The sequence below is a fragment of the Candidatus Alistipes pullistercoris genome, assembly GCF_027665465.1.
GTDB classification, from domain to species: Bacteria; Bacteroidota; Bacteroidia; order Bacteroidales; family Rikenellaceae; genus Alistipes_A; species Alistipes_A hominis.
In genome coordinates this window covers 35,762-53,525 of the sequence record NZ_JAQDED010000004.1, presented here as the reverse complement: position 1 = coordinate 53,525, position 17,764 = coordinate 35,762, and the positions used below count along the sequence as shown (strand labels likewise).

General features: G+C 48.9%; 10 protein-coding genes and 3 pseudogenes. 4 read left to right on the top strand and 9 right to left on the bottom strand.

What is annotated here, in order from left to right; all coding sequences use genetic code 11:
• Positions 1 to 1,014: 1,014 nt before the first annotated feature.
• The 8 genes from PGR91_RS07135 to PGR91_RS07100 all read right to left on the bottom strand — a co-directional run bounded on the left by PGR91_RS07135 (position 1,015) and on the right by PGR91_RS07100 (position 14,688).
• The gene (locus PGR91_RS07135; protein WP_118656001.1) at positions 1,015 to 4,092 is read right to left on the bottom strand and encodes a DUF4906 domain-containing protein; all 3,078 of its coding nucleotides are present in this window, start codon (positions 4,090 to 4,092) and stop codon (positions 1,015 to 1,017) included.
• Positions 4,093 to 4,108: 16 nt separating this feature from the next.
• A complete protein-coding gene (locus tag PGR91_RS07130) occupies positions 4,109 to 5,281 on the bottom strand; it encodes a hypothetical protein (RefSeq protein WP_118656000.1) in 1,173 nt (390 codons plus the stop codon).
• A 21-nt stretch (positions 5,282 to 5,302) separates the two neighbouring features.
• A complete protein-coding gene (locus tag PGR91_RS07125; RefSeq protein WP_118655999.1) occupies positions 5,303 to 6,370 on the bottom strand; it encodes a FimB/Mfa2 family fimbrial subunit in 1,068 nt (355 codons plus the stop codon).
• A gap of 230 nt (positions 6,371 to 6,600) precedes the next feature.
• Positions 6,601 to 8,328: an Mfa1 family fimbria major subunit gene (locus PGR91_RS07120; protein WP_118655997.1), complete on the bottom strand. Its 1,728-nt coding sequence runs from the start codon at positions 8,326 to 8,328 to the stop codon at positions 6,601 to 6,603.
• Between the two features lie 66 nt (positions 8,329 to 8,394).
• Complete coding sequence (locus PGR91_RS07115; RefSeq protein ID WP_081032564.1) at positions 8,395 to 9,822, bottom strand: DUF3868 domain-containing protein; 1,428 nt, start codon at positions 9,820 to 9,822, stop codon at positions 8,395 to 8,397.
• A 14-nt stretch (positions 9,823 to 9,836) separates the two neighbouring features.
• Positions 9,837 to 10,421 (bottom strand): DUF3575 domain-containing protein, encoded by a 585-nt coding sequence (locus PGR91_RS07110; protein WP_118655995.1) that lies wholly within the window; start codon positions 10,419 to 10,421, stop codon positions 9,837 to 9,839.
• Between the two features lie 1,198 nt (positions 10,422 to 11,619).
• Positions 11,620 to 12,873, bottom strand: coding sequence for a site-specific integrase (locus PGR91_RS07105; RefSeq protein WP_172970794.1), 1,254 nt, complete (start codon positions 12,871 to 12,873; stop codon positions 11,620 to 11,622).
• Between the two features lie 1,413 nt (positions 12,874 to 14,286).
• On the bottom strand, positions 14,287 to 14,688 hold the full coding sequence (locus tag PGR91_RS07100; protein ID WP_101573134.1) for a hypothetical protein: 402 nt from the start codon (positions 14,686 to 14,688) through the stop codon (positions 14,287 to 14,289).
• On the opposite strand from PGR91_RS07100, the pseudogene traN reads away from it, so the two are divergent.
• From traN to PGR91_RS07080, 3 genes and pseudogenes are all read left to right on the top strand, one after another.
• A pseudogene (gene traN / locus PGR91_RS07095) lies at positions 14,662 to 15,540 on the top strand (conjugative transposon protein TraN). The gene PGR91_RS07100 and the pseudogene traN overlap by 27 nt on opposite strands.
• A gap of 3 nt (positions 15,541 to 15,543) precedes the next feature.
• Positions 15,544 to 16,130, top strand: a pseudogene (locus PGR91_RS13585) (conjugal transfer protein TraO).
• A 23-nt stretch (positions 16,131 to 16,153) separates the two neighbouring features.
• Complete coding sequence (locus PGR91_RS07080; RefSeq protein WP_172970793.1) at positions 16,154 to 16,321, top strand: TraQ conjugal transfer family protein; 168 nt, start codon at positions 16,154 to 16,156, stop codon at positions 16,319 to 16,321.
• Positions 16,322 to 16,503: 182 nt separating this feature from the next.
• On the opposite strand, the gene PGR91_RS07075 is transcribed toward PGR91_RS07080, so the two are convergent.
• A complete protein-coding gene (locus PGR91_RS07075) occupies positions 16,504 to 16,644 on the bottom strand; it encodes a hypothetical protein (protein WP_228385795.1) in 141 nt (46 codons plus the stop codon).
• Between PGR91_RS07075 and PGR91_RS07070 the strand changes: the two are divergent.
• Positions 16,601 to 17,739: pseudogene (locus PGR91_RS07070) on the top strand (ATP-binding protein). The gene PGR91_RS07075 and the pseudogene PGR91_RS07070 overlap by 44 nt on opposite strands.
• Positions 17,740 to 17,764 lie beyond the last annotated feature (25 nt).

The following is a 17,764-nucleotide window of genomic DNA, read 5'->3' as shown; positions in this document are numbered from 1 at the left end:
TTTTTTGAGAACGTATTATGAGACTCTTTATTTCAATTAATATTAGATATGATAGATTTTTGCTCCATCAGGCATTTTATACCAACACGCGTGAATTTCTTTTCTTTAGTATTAATTTTAACCATAGCAACTTCAAGATTCAATGTGAGATATTATGCTCTTAAATTTCATTGCATGTACATTAGAACTATTTATTTACAAATATATCAAAAGCATAAACTAAAATAAAGACGATACTAGGATTTTTCAAAAAACACATATATATTTGCAAATGAAGTTGATCTTGGAAAGACCAAATATTAACTGATGATGTGCAAAAGTCAGAAGTATAAAGCGACTGGCATAGTGCAAAATCGGAGAAAAACGGGAAAGACATCTTTATAAAAGACTGAAATACACCACACTGTAAAAATTGCAAAATTTCTTATTGAGGAGCTTAAAAATCAAGCACTTGCAAATTCCTTTGCAAGTGCTTTTTCATTGAATACTCAATGTGCCTTGCGTAAGTTTTAAACTCTGTCCTTTCTCTTTGTGTTGCCTATGTTATTATTGCCAACCTACACAGGACACGTAATTGGGAATGCAATCCCCGCCCGGCCGTTTATTTCCGACCTTTCTTCCCACGTTTCACCCTTTTAATTAACGCTTCAGTCAGACTGTCGAGGTAGGGTTTCAGAACTCCGTGCCGCTGGTTCATCTTGATATTACCGGCTTCCTCAGGACTCATTTGATACCGTTGCGTTCCTGCATCAAATGGCGATGGTAGGTACTGACATAACGGGAAAATCCGTTGAGAGTCCCCCCGCACTGCCGGCATATCTCGATATAGGAGAGGTCGGTGGCTGCGTACAATTCAGTGTCGGATGATATTTTGCTTCCATCTCCAGCTTGCACTCTCTTGTCCGGTTACATTTGTTCTCTTTTAAGGCTGCTCCGATTTTATTCTACTTTTCCCGTTGATACACAATTTACTTACATCACCGCTAATCGTCAAATTTGATTCTTCTCCCATGATTATGGATCTACTACGCAACGCACAAAGCAAGCATCCGAACCTCCGGATCTAATTAGGTTGTCCGTACTGATAAAATTGAAATCAAATGAAAAATAGTTGATATCCCATCCCAGGCTGGCACCATCCGTCGGCGTAAAGTAGTCTTTAGGAATCTCCGCGTTTAACCAATAGATGGCTCCCGGTCGTTTGTATATGTCGTAAAACAACGGACGATCTTTAGGATCTGGATATAATTTTGTTCGGCCGCCAGCATATCTTAATACTCCATTGAGGATTTCAGGATCTCCCCAACTGGCAGTATAGCTTTGTTTTCTGTGTCCGTAGCCGGAGGCGCCAATGGGGAAGAACAGATTTTTGCCCGTATCGCTGTTATACGCGAAACAGCCTCTCATTCCACGTCCAGACGTACTGTGTTCATAGTCATAGCCGTAAGCATCTACGATATCATCGGCCGTTTCCGTGGCATCATCTCCGTACAATACACCGTATCCCTGCTCTACATTATCCGCCCTCAATTCCCAAAAGTCTGCGGCTGTAGCCACCCTGGCATTCGCCATTTGAGGAGCACCGAACTTATTGTCCTTACCAAGATTAGTAATGGTTGTCCACTCCATTTTGACTCCAGTTCCTGCATTGGTAAAGCCATCTTCAGGATATACTTTGAAATCTTCCGGCGTGACATTTATCCACGGTTCAAATGGGTTTTTATTGCTCAATGCGTCTATCGGCTGATTCCAATTTCCGAATTTGAACAGCGACCCTTCGTCCAACGGAGTGGAAGCCAGGTCGGTCGAAGTCTTCATATTCTTGGCATACCACTTCACGCCGCCTGTAACCAAATCGTCAGGCTTGTCACCTTGCCGTATGAAAATCAGATGCTGGCAGGTATAATTGTGATATTCCACGCGGATAATAGCGTAACGGTTCTCTGTCGAACTCCCGGAGAAATCCACGCTGAAGTCAATCTCGCTGCCGGTTTTACCATATATGGCTTTTCCATATTCCGGATCATCCTTTAACTCTGTTTTGTCCGATGTTACCGACAGGGTGATTCCATCTCCGTTATATCTCTTGATGACATAGGCTTTCCATGGGCCTTCGGATTGGAATGTCTTGAATATTTGGTCATTCTCTCTCGGCAATCGCTTCAACACGACATGAAACGACTTATTATTTTCGGAAGATCGATATATGCCCTTCGGATTCACGACACGACGTACCTGGTATATCGGAACTTCATTATAAAAGCACTCATCCAATCCTTCCAGCTTAGTTGTAATCTCGACTCTCGCCAATCTCTGATATGCCACGTAAGGATTGTTTCCGGTGTATCCGGTCGTTGATATCATCTGCTTGGCGCACGTGTACATAGGAATATATATGTTGTATGTATTCTCTTCCGTAGGATGTTTCTCTACACGGTATTTATCGTCCGATTCAGAACCGGCAGTCGTAAAATCTTCGGATATTTTACCGTCGGGCAAAATAAAATCTTTATATTCACGTTCTCCTCGTTTAGGAACAGTATTGTAGTATTGCTCATTTGTTCCGATTTTATCTGCATATAGGACCGTTTCCGTTGTTTTATGTAATGACAGGAAACCGTTCCACGGTGCGTCAACACCATTCAGAGCACCCGTATAATAAATATCGCTGCTGGCGTTATGGGGCGCCCAATTGTTTTCCTTGATTTCCGCTTTTATGTACTCTATCTTTCGACCGCCAGTATTCACCTTAATGGGATACATCATGGAATGGTTGTACAGGTATGAGATATAATAGGGCTCAGGAGTCATCACGCCCGGCTCCGGCTCCTCGTACTCGATATGCCAGTCCGCCTCGTTCGCGAAGTTTTTGAATTTCAATGTCAGCTTGTAGTGGCAGTTGCGCTTGGCATTATAATCATGTATCACGTCCTGTCCCAGCATGAAACGATAAATGATGTGCCCGTTACCCAATCGCTCGGAATTGTTGGAGATGTAGTGCGCATGTACCTCAATGTATGTACCGTAAGGTACGTTATCTTTTAGGCGGTAATCAGGGTATTTATCCGGCTTGTTCGGCAATCCGGGGAAATCCAATATCCCGTTACCGTCTGAATCCTGCCTCTTGTCAGGCATACTACTACCCGCTCCCTGTATATTCTCGTAAAAGTATAGTGCGGGAGCTGTTTCATCGTGAGAACCGAAATGGGGACTACCTACCGTGACACGATGGTCTGCACAGCCTTCCCCGTATTCAAAATCCTCTGTTATATCTCCTTCATGATAAGTAATGATTTCTCCATCAATCATATCAGGCCCGGTCTCTGGTACATCCAAGGTGTACCCCTCTTTTCCCACATTATTTTCCTTTCCCAAATAGCATTGCAAAGGAATATCTTTAATCTGCACGGATTGGAGATAGATAAACACTCCTTCTTTCAATGCGCTACCGTCGTATGCCACGGTCACTTTAGAAGCCGCACGGCGTAGCCACGCGTGGAGTTTTATGCTTTTTTCATTTACTACAAGAGACTCGTCGTCCGCCGATAGAGCAGGAACGGAGCTTTTAGTGAAAAAGCCAATCATCTGGCCATTGTTGGTCACGTTTTCGGAGTCCCATGTGAGGGGAATACTTTTGAGCTCGTCTATCGTTTGTATGGCATCAGAATAGGCCGTATTTGTAAGCAGGTCTGGGATGTTCGCCACGGCATACATATAATATTTGCCGAAGTTGATTTCCTCCGGCAGCTTGAAAGTGGCGCGTTTGGTACTTGTTTCCGCACTGTTCCCGTTTTCAGCATTCGTATCATCACGTTTTTCATCGGACACGGAATATTCTTCTATCTCCCAACTGTTTATTAACTTCTTTGTACTGTGATCATACAACAATATATGCAAGCTATTGATACCCTTTAATGCATCTCCGGCAGCCCGTGTCCGGCTCAGTGCCGAGGACATGGGTTTGAAGTCCAGCGTGGCAGATATACTTGCCTTGCCTTCACCTATGGTTTCTTCCTTCATAAATTCGTCATAACAACCTGTAACGGTTGAAATCATCAGGAAGAGAACGGTATGTCGTACAAAATGCTTCATATACTTATTTATTGTTTTATAATCCGAATTCCGGTTCAAGGATTACCTCGCTATATGGAATCACATCCACTATGATTTCATTACTATTATACATTGTTATATCCACCACGACATGGGTGTTGCGGAAAAGTGCCTTCAAGTTGGGTAACTTGCAGACGAAAGGTTCATCCCTTCCGGTTATCTTGATTGTCAGGGTGTACTCCTGCTCGCCGTCTGTTGCTCCCGCTTTGGGGCTTTTGCTTTCGGGCAGGTAGAAAACGGGAATATTCTTCGCCACACCCGGTTTCGAGTTATCGGGGTTGTCTATATCCACTGTCGGTTTTCCAACGGTAACCGTCCCGTGGGTATAGGTGATTGCCTTATCCGCTTGTGCCGGCAGTTCGTAGTCTTTCAGCCAGCCGGCGGCTTCCGTGACGGCGTAATCGTCATTTTCGGACGAGGCGTCGGAAACCTCCTTCAACCAATCTATCCAAGTTTTTCCGTTGAAAAGTTGCTCGTTTTGTTCGCTGTCATTGACATGCGCCATCAGAAAGTTCTTGTCGGCATGGCTCGCTATGGTGAAATTGTCCACAATTACTTCCTCTCCACGCCAGTTCATAAAGTTCACCATGAATTTGGTGGCGACACGTACCACGTAGAACGTCCCGTCGAAATTCCCTTTTTCAGGAAAATCTATCTCGTACATGGAAGACATCGGGATGGGTTTTCCGCCCGAATAGTCCGGAGCGAAATAGAGGTTGTTCACCGCGGCTTCAAAGCCGGGCATTCCTTCTGTATAACTGTTGAAGAAAGCGGTCAGCGTTTGATTTTCACCCTCTACAGTTACACCTTCTACCGTGGACACGCTCTCTTCATTGGCGAAGAGGAATATCTTCTTCTTTTCGTTCGGTGTTACCTTGAGTAAGATGGTTTTCTGTGCCTGCGCACCCTCCAGCGAAAAGTGGCGGTTATGTTCCACCGTTCCGTCAGCCGCATGTAGTACAACCACGCGTACACTGTTCATCTTCTCGTTGTCGGGCAGTTCTGCCGTACTCGCCCTTGTTTGTCCTATGGTGGCGATATTCAGATACAGGGCAGCTTCCGTAACGTTGTCCGGCAAGGATTCTTCCTGACTGCTGCACGCCACCATAAAAAGCAATGCGAATGCCGTCAGGCAGATTACAATGCTATGTATAATGTTCGGTTTCATCAGTCCAACCCTTCTTCCTGATTATTCAATTTCAATGTTACTCGGCACCACACGCCAAGAGTGAATCAGTATGTAGCTGTTGATCCACTGGTTGTCCTCGTCAAGGAAGAATGTCATCACATAGTCGTCCTCGCGGTCCAGGAACTCCTGGTCGGTCATCGAACGGTTGTACTCTTCCTCGTAATAGTCCTTTGCCAACAGCGCATAGTCTATCACCGGGATGCGGGCCACCGTTTCGCCGTCTTCTTTGCCGGCGATGGTCAGAAACATCTTCTCACGATGTGTTTCCATCATACGTCCCACGGTCAGGTCGGCGATGGCCCCCTTTACTTGGATGACGGCACGGGTATCATCTTTTCCTACGCCAGCCTCGCCGTTCTGCGTTTTCCAAGGACGGTAGGTAATGTTCTCGTCTTCCATCAATTCATTGTCATGAGCCATCAAACCGTTCTCGTCCTCTATACGGAAGGCGAATTGATTCACATCCACATCCTCTCCCGAAAGGTGATGCAGTATGACGCGGACATGATTGGTGTTCTTGGTCAGGCACATGGTGTAATCGTAACTGCCCCCGTCATCGTTCGAGGGCAGCGACACATCCAAAGTGCCATGAAAGAGCCGGTAAAGCCTTTCTTTGCTGTATGCGCCGGACTCGTCGTACTTACGGTTCAGGGCACACTGCAACTGCTTCATACGGGTCTCGCCGACACGGGCTTCGGGTACGGAGAAAGACTCTTCACGCTCGCCATCGTTCCGGAGACCGCACCATGCCAACAGTCGATAATCGCCGGCGGGCAGGTCGAGCGACATCGAGTAGTTCTCCGCCGTAGTCGGATCTATCTGTTCTTCACGCTGCCATACCAGTACACCCGATTTGTCGAAGGCATACAGGTGAACTGATGAAACCTCGTTTGCGAAAGCATCAGCCCACTTCAAGTTCTTATCGTAACGGAATTTGAGCCGGTAATATACCGAACAGTCGCCTTCTTCCTCGTAGAACCATCTGTCGCAGGACGGAAGAGCCGACAGGCAGACTGACGCCACGCAGACCTTGGCTGCCAAATTCCTTATCATTGCCCGTATATCCATATCGTTTACTCTTTCTTGATATTTATATATTGTGTGCGGAATTTCCGCATCCGGATTTTCTCGTCAAATGGGATACCTGTCTTGCGTTCAGGTCTCCGATGCCGCACCTCCCTTGTGTACCGGTGGGCGGGTACTGTATTCGTTATTCTGTTTAATTAATATGTGTGGGAGACGGGAGCCGCCTCCCACACTGTATGTATCAGGAACGCCTTCGGGCGTCCGGGTTCATATTACCACTTCAACTCATAGTTGTTCTCGACAATGCGCCAAGACAGGATATCGATTTCAGCAGCGATGTAGTGGTCATTGTCTTCGGGCTTCTCGGGATAAATTACCTGGTCGGGATCGTAAACAGGGGTGCCGAGACCGGCGATCTTAGTCACGGTTGTTTTATATATGTGATTGCGAACTATACCTTTGGTAGCCGTTTCGTTAGTTTGATTAGCTTCTTTATGATGAATAATCTCATAGTAATAGTAGGTCATACCGGACTTCCAGACCAGAGCCCTGTCAACTATATCCTTGTCTGCAAGTTTGCCGTTAATGACATCGGATGAAACAGTTGCCGTCACGGCGGTGTTTGAAGAAGTGTACCACTTCTTCGCTTTTGCGACATCTGTCAACTGGGCATATACATAGCAGTTGCGCGCTTTTCCATCGCTTGGCTCGGATGTTGCCTGTCCCACGATTACAATCTTAAGATCGCTGGCACTAAGCCCTGTACGTGTCGTGTTGTCTCCCGAATAGTAAGTATATCCACCGGCTGTCAATTGATTGAGAATACTTGCCTTCAATACGGGGAGGTTTGAAGACTCGGTCGTAGAATATGTGTCGGCAGAATAGATACCCAAGTGTCTTATAATAGTGAAAGGCGTTGTACCGTCTGCCTTACAAAGAGTCCCCTTGAGGATAACCTTGGTGCGGTTGATAGAGGAACTCGCATAATCCAAAGCATTCTCATTGGTGTACAATGAAGTGCTAAAGGCATTATTGATAGTGTTGTTGTAAGTATCATAGTCGTTCGCGGCATCCTCAGAATTGATGGCCCAGAAACTGCGGTGTGTGCCGTTCCACCAACTACTTGTCCATGTGGGATCAATAGCCTTGACCAATCTGCCCTCATCGGTTTCGGCGGTCAGGCTCCAACCGTTGAGTTTCAGGTAAACCTGTTCTCCATCTACTGATACTTTGAGGTCATTACCATCCTTATCTTTCAGTGCAAGTTTGTCACTGCCGGCAGCACTTACAGCAGAACCCAGGGCAACGCTGACCTTGGCCACGCTACGCTCGACATAGATTGTGACGGGGTTGGCCTTGGCAAGGGCTTCAGTTTTCTGTAGATGGTCAGACTCGATAGGGACAGCACATACCTCTGCGCTATTTTCCCCATATACGGAATTGAACATCACGAATTTGCCTTTTGTGGTCAGACCGGTGGCGGCATAATCGGCGGCAACAGCCTTCAGATTGGTAAGGCTCATTGATGTGTTACCCAAAAGGACATTACCATCATCATCTCTGGGAGGATTCAGCACAGCCGCAATTCTCTGCGGAAGTCTGTCTCCGTCCTTGGTACTGATGACAATCGTGGCCTTGAGTTTACTTCCGATATCATCGTTGCCATTTCCGTCAGGAAACGTCTGATCCGCATCAGTGGGTTCCCAGTCATAGAAGTTTACATAGCTGCCGTTTAAAAGTTTAACGTTAGCAACGGCGCCGTTCGCGGTGAAAAAATAAAAACGGACTTTTTCAACATCGTTTTCGGCTTCACTTCCATCCTCGTAACCGGCAGCGGCACGAGTACCTGTCACATCAGAGGACATCAGGTTTACGGCCATATAGCTGGTATTGGCCTCACCGTTACCGTTGTCCTCGCCGCCAGGAGTAATCTCCTCCTGTGAGCATCCTGCCATAAACAGGGCTGCCAGCATGGACATGAATAAAAAATTTCTTTTCATTGTCGATAAATTAAAATGTTTGAAAATATTGTTCCTTATCTCTTGGTTTATCCTGTCTATTTGAGGTCATTGCAATCTTTCGTTCAGTTCGTCGAGCGTCCTGCCGGCCTTTTCAAATCCCATCTCTTTCGCCTTGCTCAGGTACCGGCGTGCCGTGTTATAATCTTTCTTGCGTATGGCTAATGCGCCCCGTGCATAGACAGCCTCGGCGGAGTCGCCTGCCTTGTCGAGATACCTATGTGCCGTTTCAAAATCATCGCGCCGGATAGCGGCATTGGCGGCATTGAGGTTTGCAATCTCATCGTTCGGGAACATACGCACGGCTGTTTCAAAGACATCGGTAAACTCATCCGTGCCTGGCTCATACTTTCCGGCAACGAGGTAGAACTCATTCTGACTTAGCTTCTGCGGCTGCTCAGCCATAATGCGCTTTATCTCTTCCACTTCGCTGAACGTGCGTATGGCGTAGTCTATGCGGTAGTCCGTATGGCGCAACGCCGGATAGAAATGTTGCAGCATGAAGCGGTATTCTTCCGGGTAAGTGCGCTTGATCTTTGCCTCCTTGGCATCCGGTTCCATGTCGCTGTCTATCAAAGCCAGAATCTCCCCGCGATGGTTAATGTTCGATTGTTCCACCTGACGGCGCAGGCCCGCCCAGTCTTCCGGTTCGTAGTCTGTCCGGATGATACTGTCTGCAAAGTGGTACAGCTGCCCGATGTGCTTTTTAAGTGCGGCTGTACGCCCGATGGCCAGCTCCGTGTTGTGCTTGTAGGGACTTTCCGGCGAAGCGAAACCTTTCAGCCACACGGAAGTGATGGAGACATCCTTGTCGTTGCGTACGGAGTCGATAGTCGCCTGTATCTTGCCCAATTCGACCGTATTGCGACGGTAATCGGGATAAATCGCCGTTTGGTCGACCGGGAAGTCTATGTATGCCGATCCGGATAACGAACGGCTTTTCATGATTTCCGCTTCGGGTTGCACAAATATCAATTCCGGGAAGAAAGCCTCTCGATGACGCCCCAATACGCCTTCGTATTCCGCCAATATTTCGTGACAACACCCCCAATCGCTGCGGTGGAATTTAAGCGTTGCCCCGTCCATCCAGTCTTCGTACTCCGTAAGGTTATTGTATGCCAGACTGTTCGGTTTGCCCGACGCGCGATAGACCGTTTCATTTTCACCCGAGATACTGCCTATGCCGTTCCGTACGTAATAGTAATACCGCCTGCGCCCGTAAATTCCCACCGAGGGCAGGTCAAGAGAATCCGTCCCGTTGACCAAACGCGGCGTGAGCAGCACGGCACGGTTGGCATCCACATCGAGTTTGTTTATATCCAAATTTATCTCCACGGCAAGGTATTTTCCCTCTCGATTCATGTTGGAATTTTCGACGGAAACACCAGGTATGACAGTATCGGTATTTTGTCCTACCGCTTCTGGCAAATGTCCCAATCCCAACAGGATTACCGGTATGAGTATTGTTCTTTTCATGTTAGTTGCATTTTTTAGAATAGATAAACCAGGTTGATGGCCGCTTTGGTGGGGCCCATGTAGTGGTGGGGCTTGTCCGTTTCCACTTTTTTGCCGCATCCGGCACACCGATACCTGTCATAGCGGGTATAAGAATAGCCCAAACCGATTTCCGTTTCCAGATTCCAATGGCGGCCAAGGATAAAGGCGTAGCCGTATGATACGCCCGCACCGATAAACCAGCCTTGATAGCGGGTATCTTTCAGCTTCCGGAAGTCAGTGCCCAACATATTGATTTTCCCGTCGAATCCGCCGATGTTGTACTGTCCGCCATGTAAATGCGCACCGAAAAAGTGTCCGCCAAAGCGGTCGCATAGCCAATAGCGAACTTCCGGCTGCACTGCCCAGTGCTTCCACCGCCTGTCATGCGAAAGCGTCCATCCGTTGAACTGTCCGCTCACGTCCAATGTCCACCTGGGGGCGAACCCTATTTCAACGCCCAGATTCGGGCTGAAAAAAGCATCGGAAAGCAGGTTGGTTTTCACCGCCACCTTCTGCGCATAGAGTTCCTGCGAGACACAGGAAACGACTATCGTAAACAATAAAAGCGCGCGTTTCATTTTCTATCTTCTATTTATCGTTTTACCATATCATTTATTCAAATATCTAACTACGATGCTTCAGCCCAGGCAATAAAAAGCGGCAATACAGACGGACACGGCAACTCCATGGTCTGGCATGTATCGTTGATAGGTATGATGATAGACACCTCCGGAAAGCGGCGGGAGTCAATTGATACAAAGGACGCCTTCGTTCCGGCGTACAAAACATTGCCGGCACAAATCGCATTCTCTAAACACCGGTACGGACCCTCTCCCGAGAACCGTACGACATGCGGTGTCTTTCCCGAACTATATCGGAAACTGGCATTCCCACCATGCAAGCCGGTGGATTCGAAAAAAAACTGTGATTTTTTTATAAAAAGACTATAGATACCGGTAACCGATCGGTATCCGATGACAGCACTCTCCGTACGATAGATCGGCCTTGACGCCGACTGTTGGGCGCGAAGGAGATTGAAAGCCCCTGCACCTATGAAACACAGGCAGAGAGTAAGCCACAGCATATACAGCCTTTTCTCCATATACGGGTTTCGTTTTGTGTTAAAAACTAACCGGTTATGGTGCCATATGCCGCAATTTAACAAATAATTCGCTATGTTTAGCGAAAAACCAGAAACGATTGCTGTGTATAATGCGCTTATACGCAGCCTGAAATATCACGGACAATGTTTTACCGGAACGAAATCGCATTTCCGGGTAAATGATACGGGACATAATGCATTGGTTATAACCCGACTGCGGGAGACCGGCAAATATCGAAACGGTAAAACAATGCACTGCAAGACGGCTCGGAGATGTACGAAAAAAAAGCATCCCAGACCGCTTACTGTGCGGTTTGTGGAGGGACCGGTTGCATGGCGATAACAGGTACGAATAGGACACGATGCGGTAAAACAATCGGGGACGCGGTAAAACGGACGGACTTATCAAGAAAGCTCCGTACCCGGACTATTCTGATTTACTGTTTTTATATTTTTTCTTGCATAAAACGCAGATAATATATATTTTTGTATCATAAAATGAAGACCAGTCCGGTTTTGTCTGTTTGTTGGCAGCAAGGATACGAAATCAGACAAGATTCGCTAAACATAGCGATTTTATCTTTTGTTTTCGCTAAACATAGCGATTTTACTTTGGTTTTTCGCTAAACATAGCGAATCGCATGCTTAGGGCGGTTTCCCCCGTTCCCTCTTTTTCAATACAGCTTCGTGACTTTTTCGTTGATCCGGTCCACCGTGCCGCTGTCGAGTTGCGCCAGGTAGCATCGCGTCGTCCGTTCCGAGGTGTGGCCCAGGCCTTCGCTGATATGCGGCATCGGGACGCCCATGCCCCGGGCCTCGGTCGCCCACGTATGCCGGGCCACGTTGAAGGTCAGCCGGCGGCAGCCCACGCTCCGCGAGACTTTCTTCAGTTGTGTGATATAGTATTGCAGGGCCATGCGGTAAAAGGTATATAGTTTTCCGGGTGGCATGTCGCCAGCCATCTCTTCGTTTCTGAATGCCGAGCGGATCATGCCCCGCCCCATGCAGGGAAGCGCCCACGGGGAGGCGGGATCGTCGTAGCGGGAGATGATCTCCTGCAGTTGCGGCGTAAGGGCCACGCTGAACGGCTGGTGCGTCTTCTGCCGCTCGTAGTGCAGCGTGCCGCCACGGATATTCTCCTTACGCAGATAGCATATATCGACGAAAGACATGCCCCGTGCGTAGAAACTGAACAGGAACATATCGCGAGCCTCGTTCAGTTCGCGGTCCCCGAAATCACTGGTGGCGAGGATACGCAGCAGACTGCGGTTGACGGCCAGTTTCGGGGTTCGGGCGGGCTTGAACGACACGTTCGGAAACGGGTCCCGGTGGATGGGGGCGCAGCCGTACACGCGGGCGCGGTTGTAGAGTGCATGCAGGGTCCTCAGATAGAATGTTACCGTATTGCGCTTGCGGCCCCGGCTTTCGAGGTAGGCCGCAAAGGCGGAGACCGTACCGCCGTCGAGCTGCGAAAAGCGCCATTGGCGGTGGGCCGCGAACTTGACCCACGCGCTCCGGAGCGAGCGGTACGAGCGGGCCGTGCCGAAGCGTCCAGCATTTTCGAGTTCGCGGGCAACATGCTCTGCGAAGATCTCCACGTAGCGGTTGTCGCCGCCGAGCTTATACGTTCCAGTGATGTCCGATACCGTGTAAGGTTTGCCGGTCTCGTGAAGGCGGTCGGCGATGGCTCGCAGTTGCCGGATATACTCTTCGATGCACTCATTCGCATCGCGGATCAAGGTGAGGTGGGCTTTGCCGCGGTTCGTAGCCACGGCACGCCCTCTCCGGGCGTCGAACTCTTCGGGGCGCAGGCGGTAAGGGGTGGTCAGGATGCTGCGGCGGCGGTTGTGGATCACCTGGACGATAAGCGCACGGCGCCCCGCCGAGTCTGGTCGGTAGTTGAGCCTGGGGGTAATGGAGGTTTTCATTGCGTTGTGCTTTGATCGGTTTATAAACTCTTGCGATAAACACCGGTAAAGCACACCCGAAAGCATAAGTGCAGGTGTTCCCACTACGGCCCTTCGAATGGAAGCATCGGGAATTCTGCATGATGGTATTTGTAGTTTTCCATTTTTTCTCTGTTTCCTTGCGGCATTACCCGTGTCTGAAATGATACATAAGGGCCCCAAGATACGCTTATTTGTCTGTTTGTCGACATGCAACGGAGGGTCTGACATCTGCGGCCGTCTTCTTCCGGACAATCGAACGGCCCCAGAAGAATCGTTTTCGAACGGGAATCGGTAAAAAAGGTAATTTGCCGGGCAAGGTACATACTGCAAGTTGTCACTGTTTCCAATAATCCGACACCATTTAATAACGCTATTTCAGATGATTGCGTTAAAGTGCCAGCCGGATCGCTCACCGACTATCAGACTGCCGGGGAGAGGATTTGGGTCACATAGAGGTTATAACGGACCACATACCCTTGCTAACCGAATAGCCTGAAACACGAAGACCTGGGACGCATAGGGATGCATTTTACCCTTGTGTTTCGGTTTTGCTACATATGGTGAATTCATAAAAAAGTCCATAACTTACTGATGACAGCATAATTATGGACTATATGATTTAGCTAAAAGATGCTTACTCACTACTTGTGAGGATTATAATCAAGGAGATTATGGTAAGAAATACAGATGTCATGCTGATTCTTACAATCAAATTGTCATTAACTACGATAGAAATATTATATAAATGCACAGCTTGTGATTTTTGAAAAGACTCTAAAGCTTGTGTTGGAGAATTACAAAACGATGGCATTCCGGTTTGGAATAAATCTTACTATGAACGCATAAAGATTCCCTTTGACAATACGAAATGTAAAAATTACATTTTAGTCCCTGTTTGCTTCGGCACATGCAGTCAACATTCTTATTCTGGGAATTTTGATGCAAACAAATGTAATCCATCGGAGAAAATTAAAATTTTAAAAGAGGATTCGTATAAAGGTATGTATGAATACATTTTAAATTATACAAAAGCCACACAATAACTTCTTACTTAGTTTGACATTAAAAACGTAAAATCATGAAAACTATTCAAAAACTCAAGAAGCTTCAGCTTACCTCCGATGAACTCTCCAAATTAAAGGGGGTATTGTAGAATTTAGAATCAGCATGTATTCCGACGTTGATAAAAATAAAGCTTATCACAGTGTTCCTGCGCTCCTGCGGAAATAACAAAACAAGTCCTCTGGTTGTAGTTGTAAATAAAGATAAATAAAAAAAGTTATTGTGTAGCTTTTATTACTATATGAATACTAACAATAAACGGATCAATTTGCTAAAACCCTCTGTATTTACGAGGTGATAATTAAGCCCCGAGTAACATTTACCTTAATTCTATTTCCCCAGCACGGGAATCTGCACCTTTCCTTCGTCCCAGTCGCTGACCGTAACGGTAATTTCAGAGGATGTGACGTCGATGTGGATCGGAATTATCACCTCTTTACCGCAGTGATAATCGATCCGTTCGCCGTACCGGACCAGGTAGTCGGACAAAGAAATCTCTGCGATCGTCTCTTCTTCCGATCGCAAGGCCATCGAGTCGGTAAAGCGTTCCCCGAAAGCGGTTATTTCCCGCAGAAACACTCCCGTAGGGTCGAACAGCAGGGAGGCCATATGTCCGACCTCTTCATGCGTCGTGTTATTTCCCTTTTTATCGGTGTACCGGTATTCCACCACGAGGGTCGGTTTGGGATTGATCTCGATGTCGGTATCCTTTTTCAGCGAGCAGCCGCACACTTTGCGGAAGCACCGGCACAGGATACCGTCCGCACGTTTTCACAGCGGCAGGTCGTGGAGCCCTGCCGGGTGGAGGTCGCTTTCAGCAAAACGCTCCACATCCTTTTCCCCTCGGAGGCGGTCTATGTCGATCTGGGGAGTCTCGACCTGATCGCGGACAAGGCGGACGGGGCGCGGAACGTCGTGCGCGTCAAAGCCGCGAAACAGGGCTTCGAGGAAGAGACGAACTTTTCGGTCATCACGGCCGACGGATGCTTCTACTCTTTCACGGCGGTCTATTCCGAAAATCCTTCCCGGCTCAACATCGAGATGGAGGACTGACTGCACAAAGATCCCTACTCGGATTTTGCGAACCGGCAGACGTACATACGTCTCGACGAACTCGCCGGGGAGACGCCCCTTACGGTCAACCGGATCATGTACACGATTCTCAGGCGGAACGCTCGGGACATCCGAAGCGTCGGCAGCAAGCGTTTCGGAATGGAGGTACTGCTGCGCGGAGTCTACGTGCACGGCGATCTGTTCTATCTGCACGTGCTGATGCGGAACCGTTCGAAGGTGGCTTTCGACATCGACTACATACGCTTTAAGGTCTGCGACCGGAAAACGGCACGCCGGACGGCCGTGCAGGAGACCTTCGTGAACCCGGTACGGGTATTCGACGAGATCACGCGCGTGGATGCGGAGGCTATGGTAAGGAACGTATTTGTATTCCGCAAGTTTACGATTCCGGACGATAAGGTGCTGGTCATGGAGGTTTACGAGCGGGGCGGCGGACGTCACCAGCATTTCGAAATCGAAAACGTCCGTTTGGTCGGAGCGCGCGAGATGGATGAACTGAAAATCGAATAGGCGATGCGAAGGAGAATTTTTATTCTGCTGGCCGCGGCGGGACTGCTGGGGCCGGCGGCCGAACTATCCGCACAGCGGTGTCTGCCCGGACAGACGGGCGTTCAGCTCGGCGGGGGCGCTTGCGGCGGTTTCCTGCTGCGCGACAAATACGGAGCGTGGAGCTTTCATGCGGAACTGTCGGTAGTCCGCTATGTCCGGAAAACCCGTTACTGGGAGTTCGGAGCCGGGTATCTGAGAAAGGACTACCCGTATCGGGAAGCGATGCTGCCCAAAGAGCAGTTTACGGCCGGGTGGGATACTTCGTTCCCGTTGCGCGTGACCGCCGGGACAATTTTCTGGTAACGGCGGGGCTCTCCGGGGTGTTGGGGTACGAGACGGTCAACCGGGGCGGGAAGCGGCTCTATGACGGGGCTACGTTGGTCAGCGGAAACGGTTTCGTCTACGGCGGGGAGATCGCCCTGAGAGGCGAAGCGTATCTGTGCGACCGGGTGGCGCTGTTGCTGACGCTAAGAGAGCGGGTAACGGGCGGATCGTCCGTCGCCCGCTTCCATACGCTGCTGGGCGCGGGGCTGAGGATTATGATTCATTAGAAACGAAAAAAATGGAAACCGTTATGGTAAAGACGATAGCGGCCGGCTGTACGGTCTTGCTGACCGCGCTGGCGCTTTGGGCCTGCAACGATAAAATCGACGTGAAGCAGGCTTATCCCTTCCGACTGACCTCGTGGCATCTGCCCGAAGAAATCGCAAGCCGCGATGATAACGAACACGTTTATCTTTGAAAAGAGGCGAATACGCGGAAATTATCATTGGAAAAACGGCATTCAGTACCAAATAGGTCGGCAGACAGCCTTAATAAAAGCCAGTTATGCTCAGACGACTACATCCGGAATTATTATGAAACGACCCGTAACGCACTGCTCGTTACCGGCGCACGGCAGATCGGCAAGACTTATTCGATCCGTCAGTTCGGCAAATCGTTCAAAAGTTTCGTCGAGATCAATTTCATCGAGATGCCCGAAGCGGTGGAGCTGTTCAAAGGGGCGAAGAGCAGCGGCGATATGCTGCTGCGCTTGTCCGCCCTGACTTCCGTACCGCTTATCAAGGGGGAAACGCTCGTTTTTTCGACGAGGTACAGGAGTGTCCCGAGATCGTTACGGCGATCAAATTCCTTGTGGACGAAGGCTCGTACCGTTATATCCTCAGCGGTTCGCTGTTGGGGGTGGAGTTGAAAGACCTGCGTTCGGAGCCGGTCGGATATATTGGTGTCAAGGATATGTACCCGCTCGATTTCGAGGAGTTCATTTCATGCGTGGGTATCAGCGATGCCGTGATCGGGTCGCTGCGCGAAGCGTGGAAGCGCCGCGAGGCCGTCAATGAGTTCGTTCACGGCAAGATCATGGAACTGTTCCGGCTCTATCTCATCGTGGGCGGTATGCCGGCCGCTGTGAGCAGGTACATCGAGAGCAATAATCTTCAGGAGGTAATGGCCGTACAGCAAGACATCATCCGCCTGTACAAACGGGACATTGCCCGGTACGACCCGGGCAACAAACTCTATATCGAGGAGATTTTCAACCTGATTCCGCCCGAGCTGAATGCCAAAAACAAACGCTTCATTCTGAAGAGGCTGAACGAACATGCGAAATTCGATCGGGTCGAAAGCAGTTTTCTGTGGCTGACCAACGCAGGAACGGCGTTGCCGGTTTATAACGTGGAGGAACCGAAAGTCCCGCTTTTACTGGCCCGTTCGCGCAACCTGTTCAAACTCTTCCAAAATGACGTGGGACTGTTGGCCAGCCAGTATGCCGAGGGCATCCAGCTACGCATTATCAACGGAGACAAGGACATCAATTTCGACTCGGTTTATGAGAACGCCGTAGCGCAGGAGTTGGCGGCGCACGGCATCGCCACATATTATTACAACAACAAGAAACGGGGCGAGTTGGATTTCGTCATCGCACTGGGCGGTAAGGTTCTGCCCATCGAGGTAAAGTCGGGCAAGGACTACGAAACGCACCGCGCCCTGTCCAACATTATGGATTGCAAGGAATACGACCTGCAGCAGGCTGTCGTATTCAATAACGACAACCTGAGGGTCGCGGGTAAGATCGTCTATGCTCCCGTCTATATGGCGATGTTCCTCGAAAAAGAGAATACGGCTCCTGCCTACTATAAAGTGGACCTGTCGGGATTATAATGCGGTTAAATTTTTTAAGGCGATA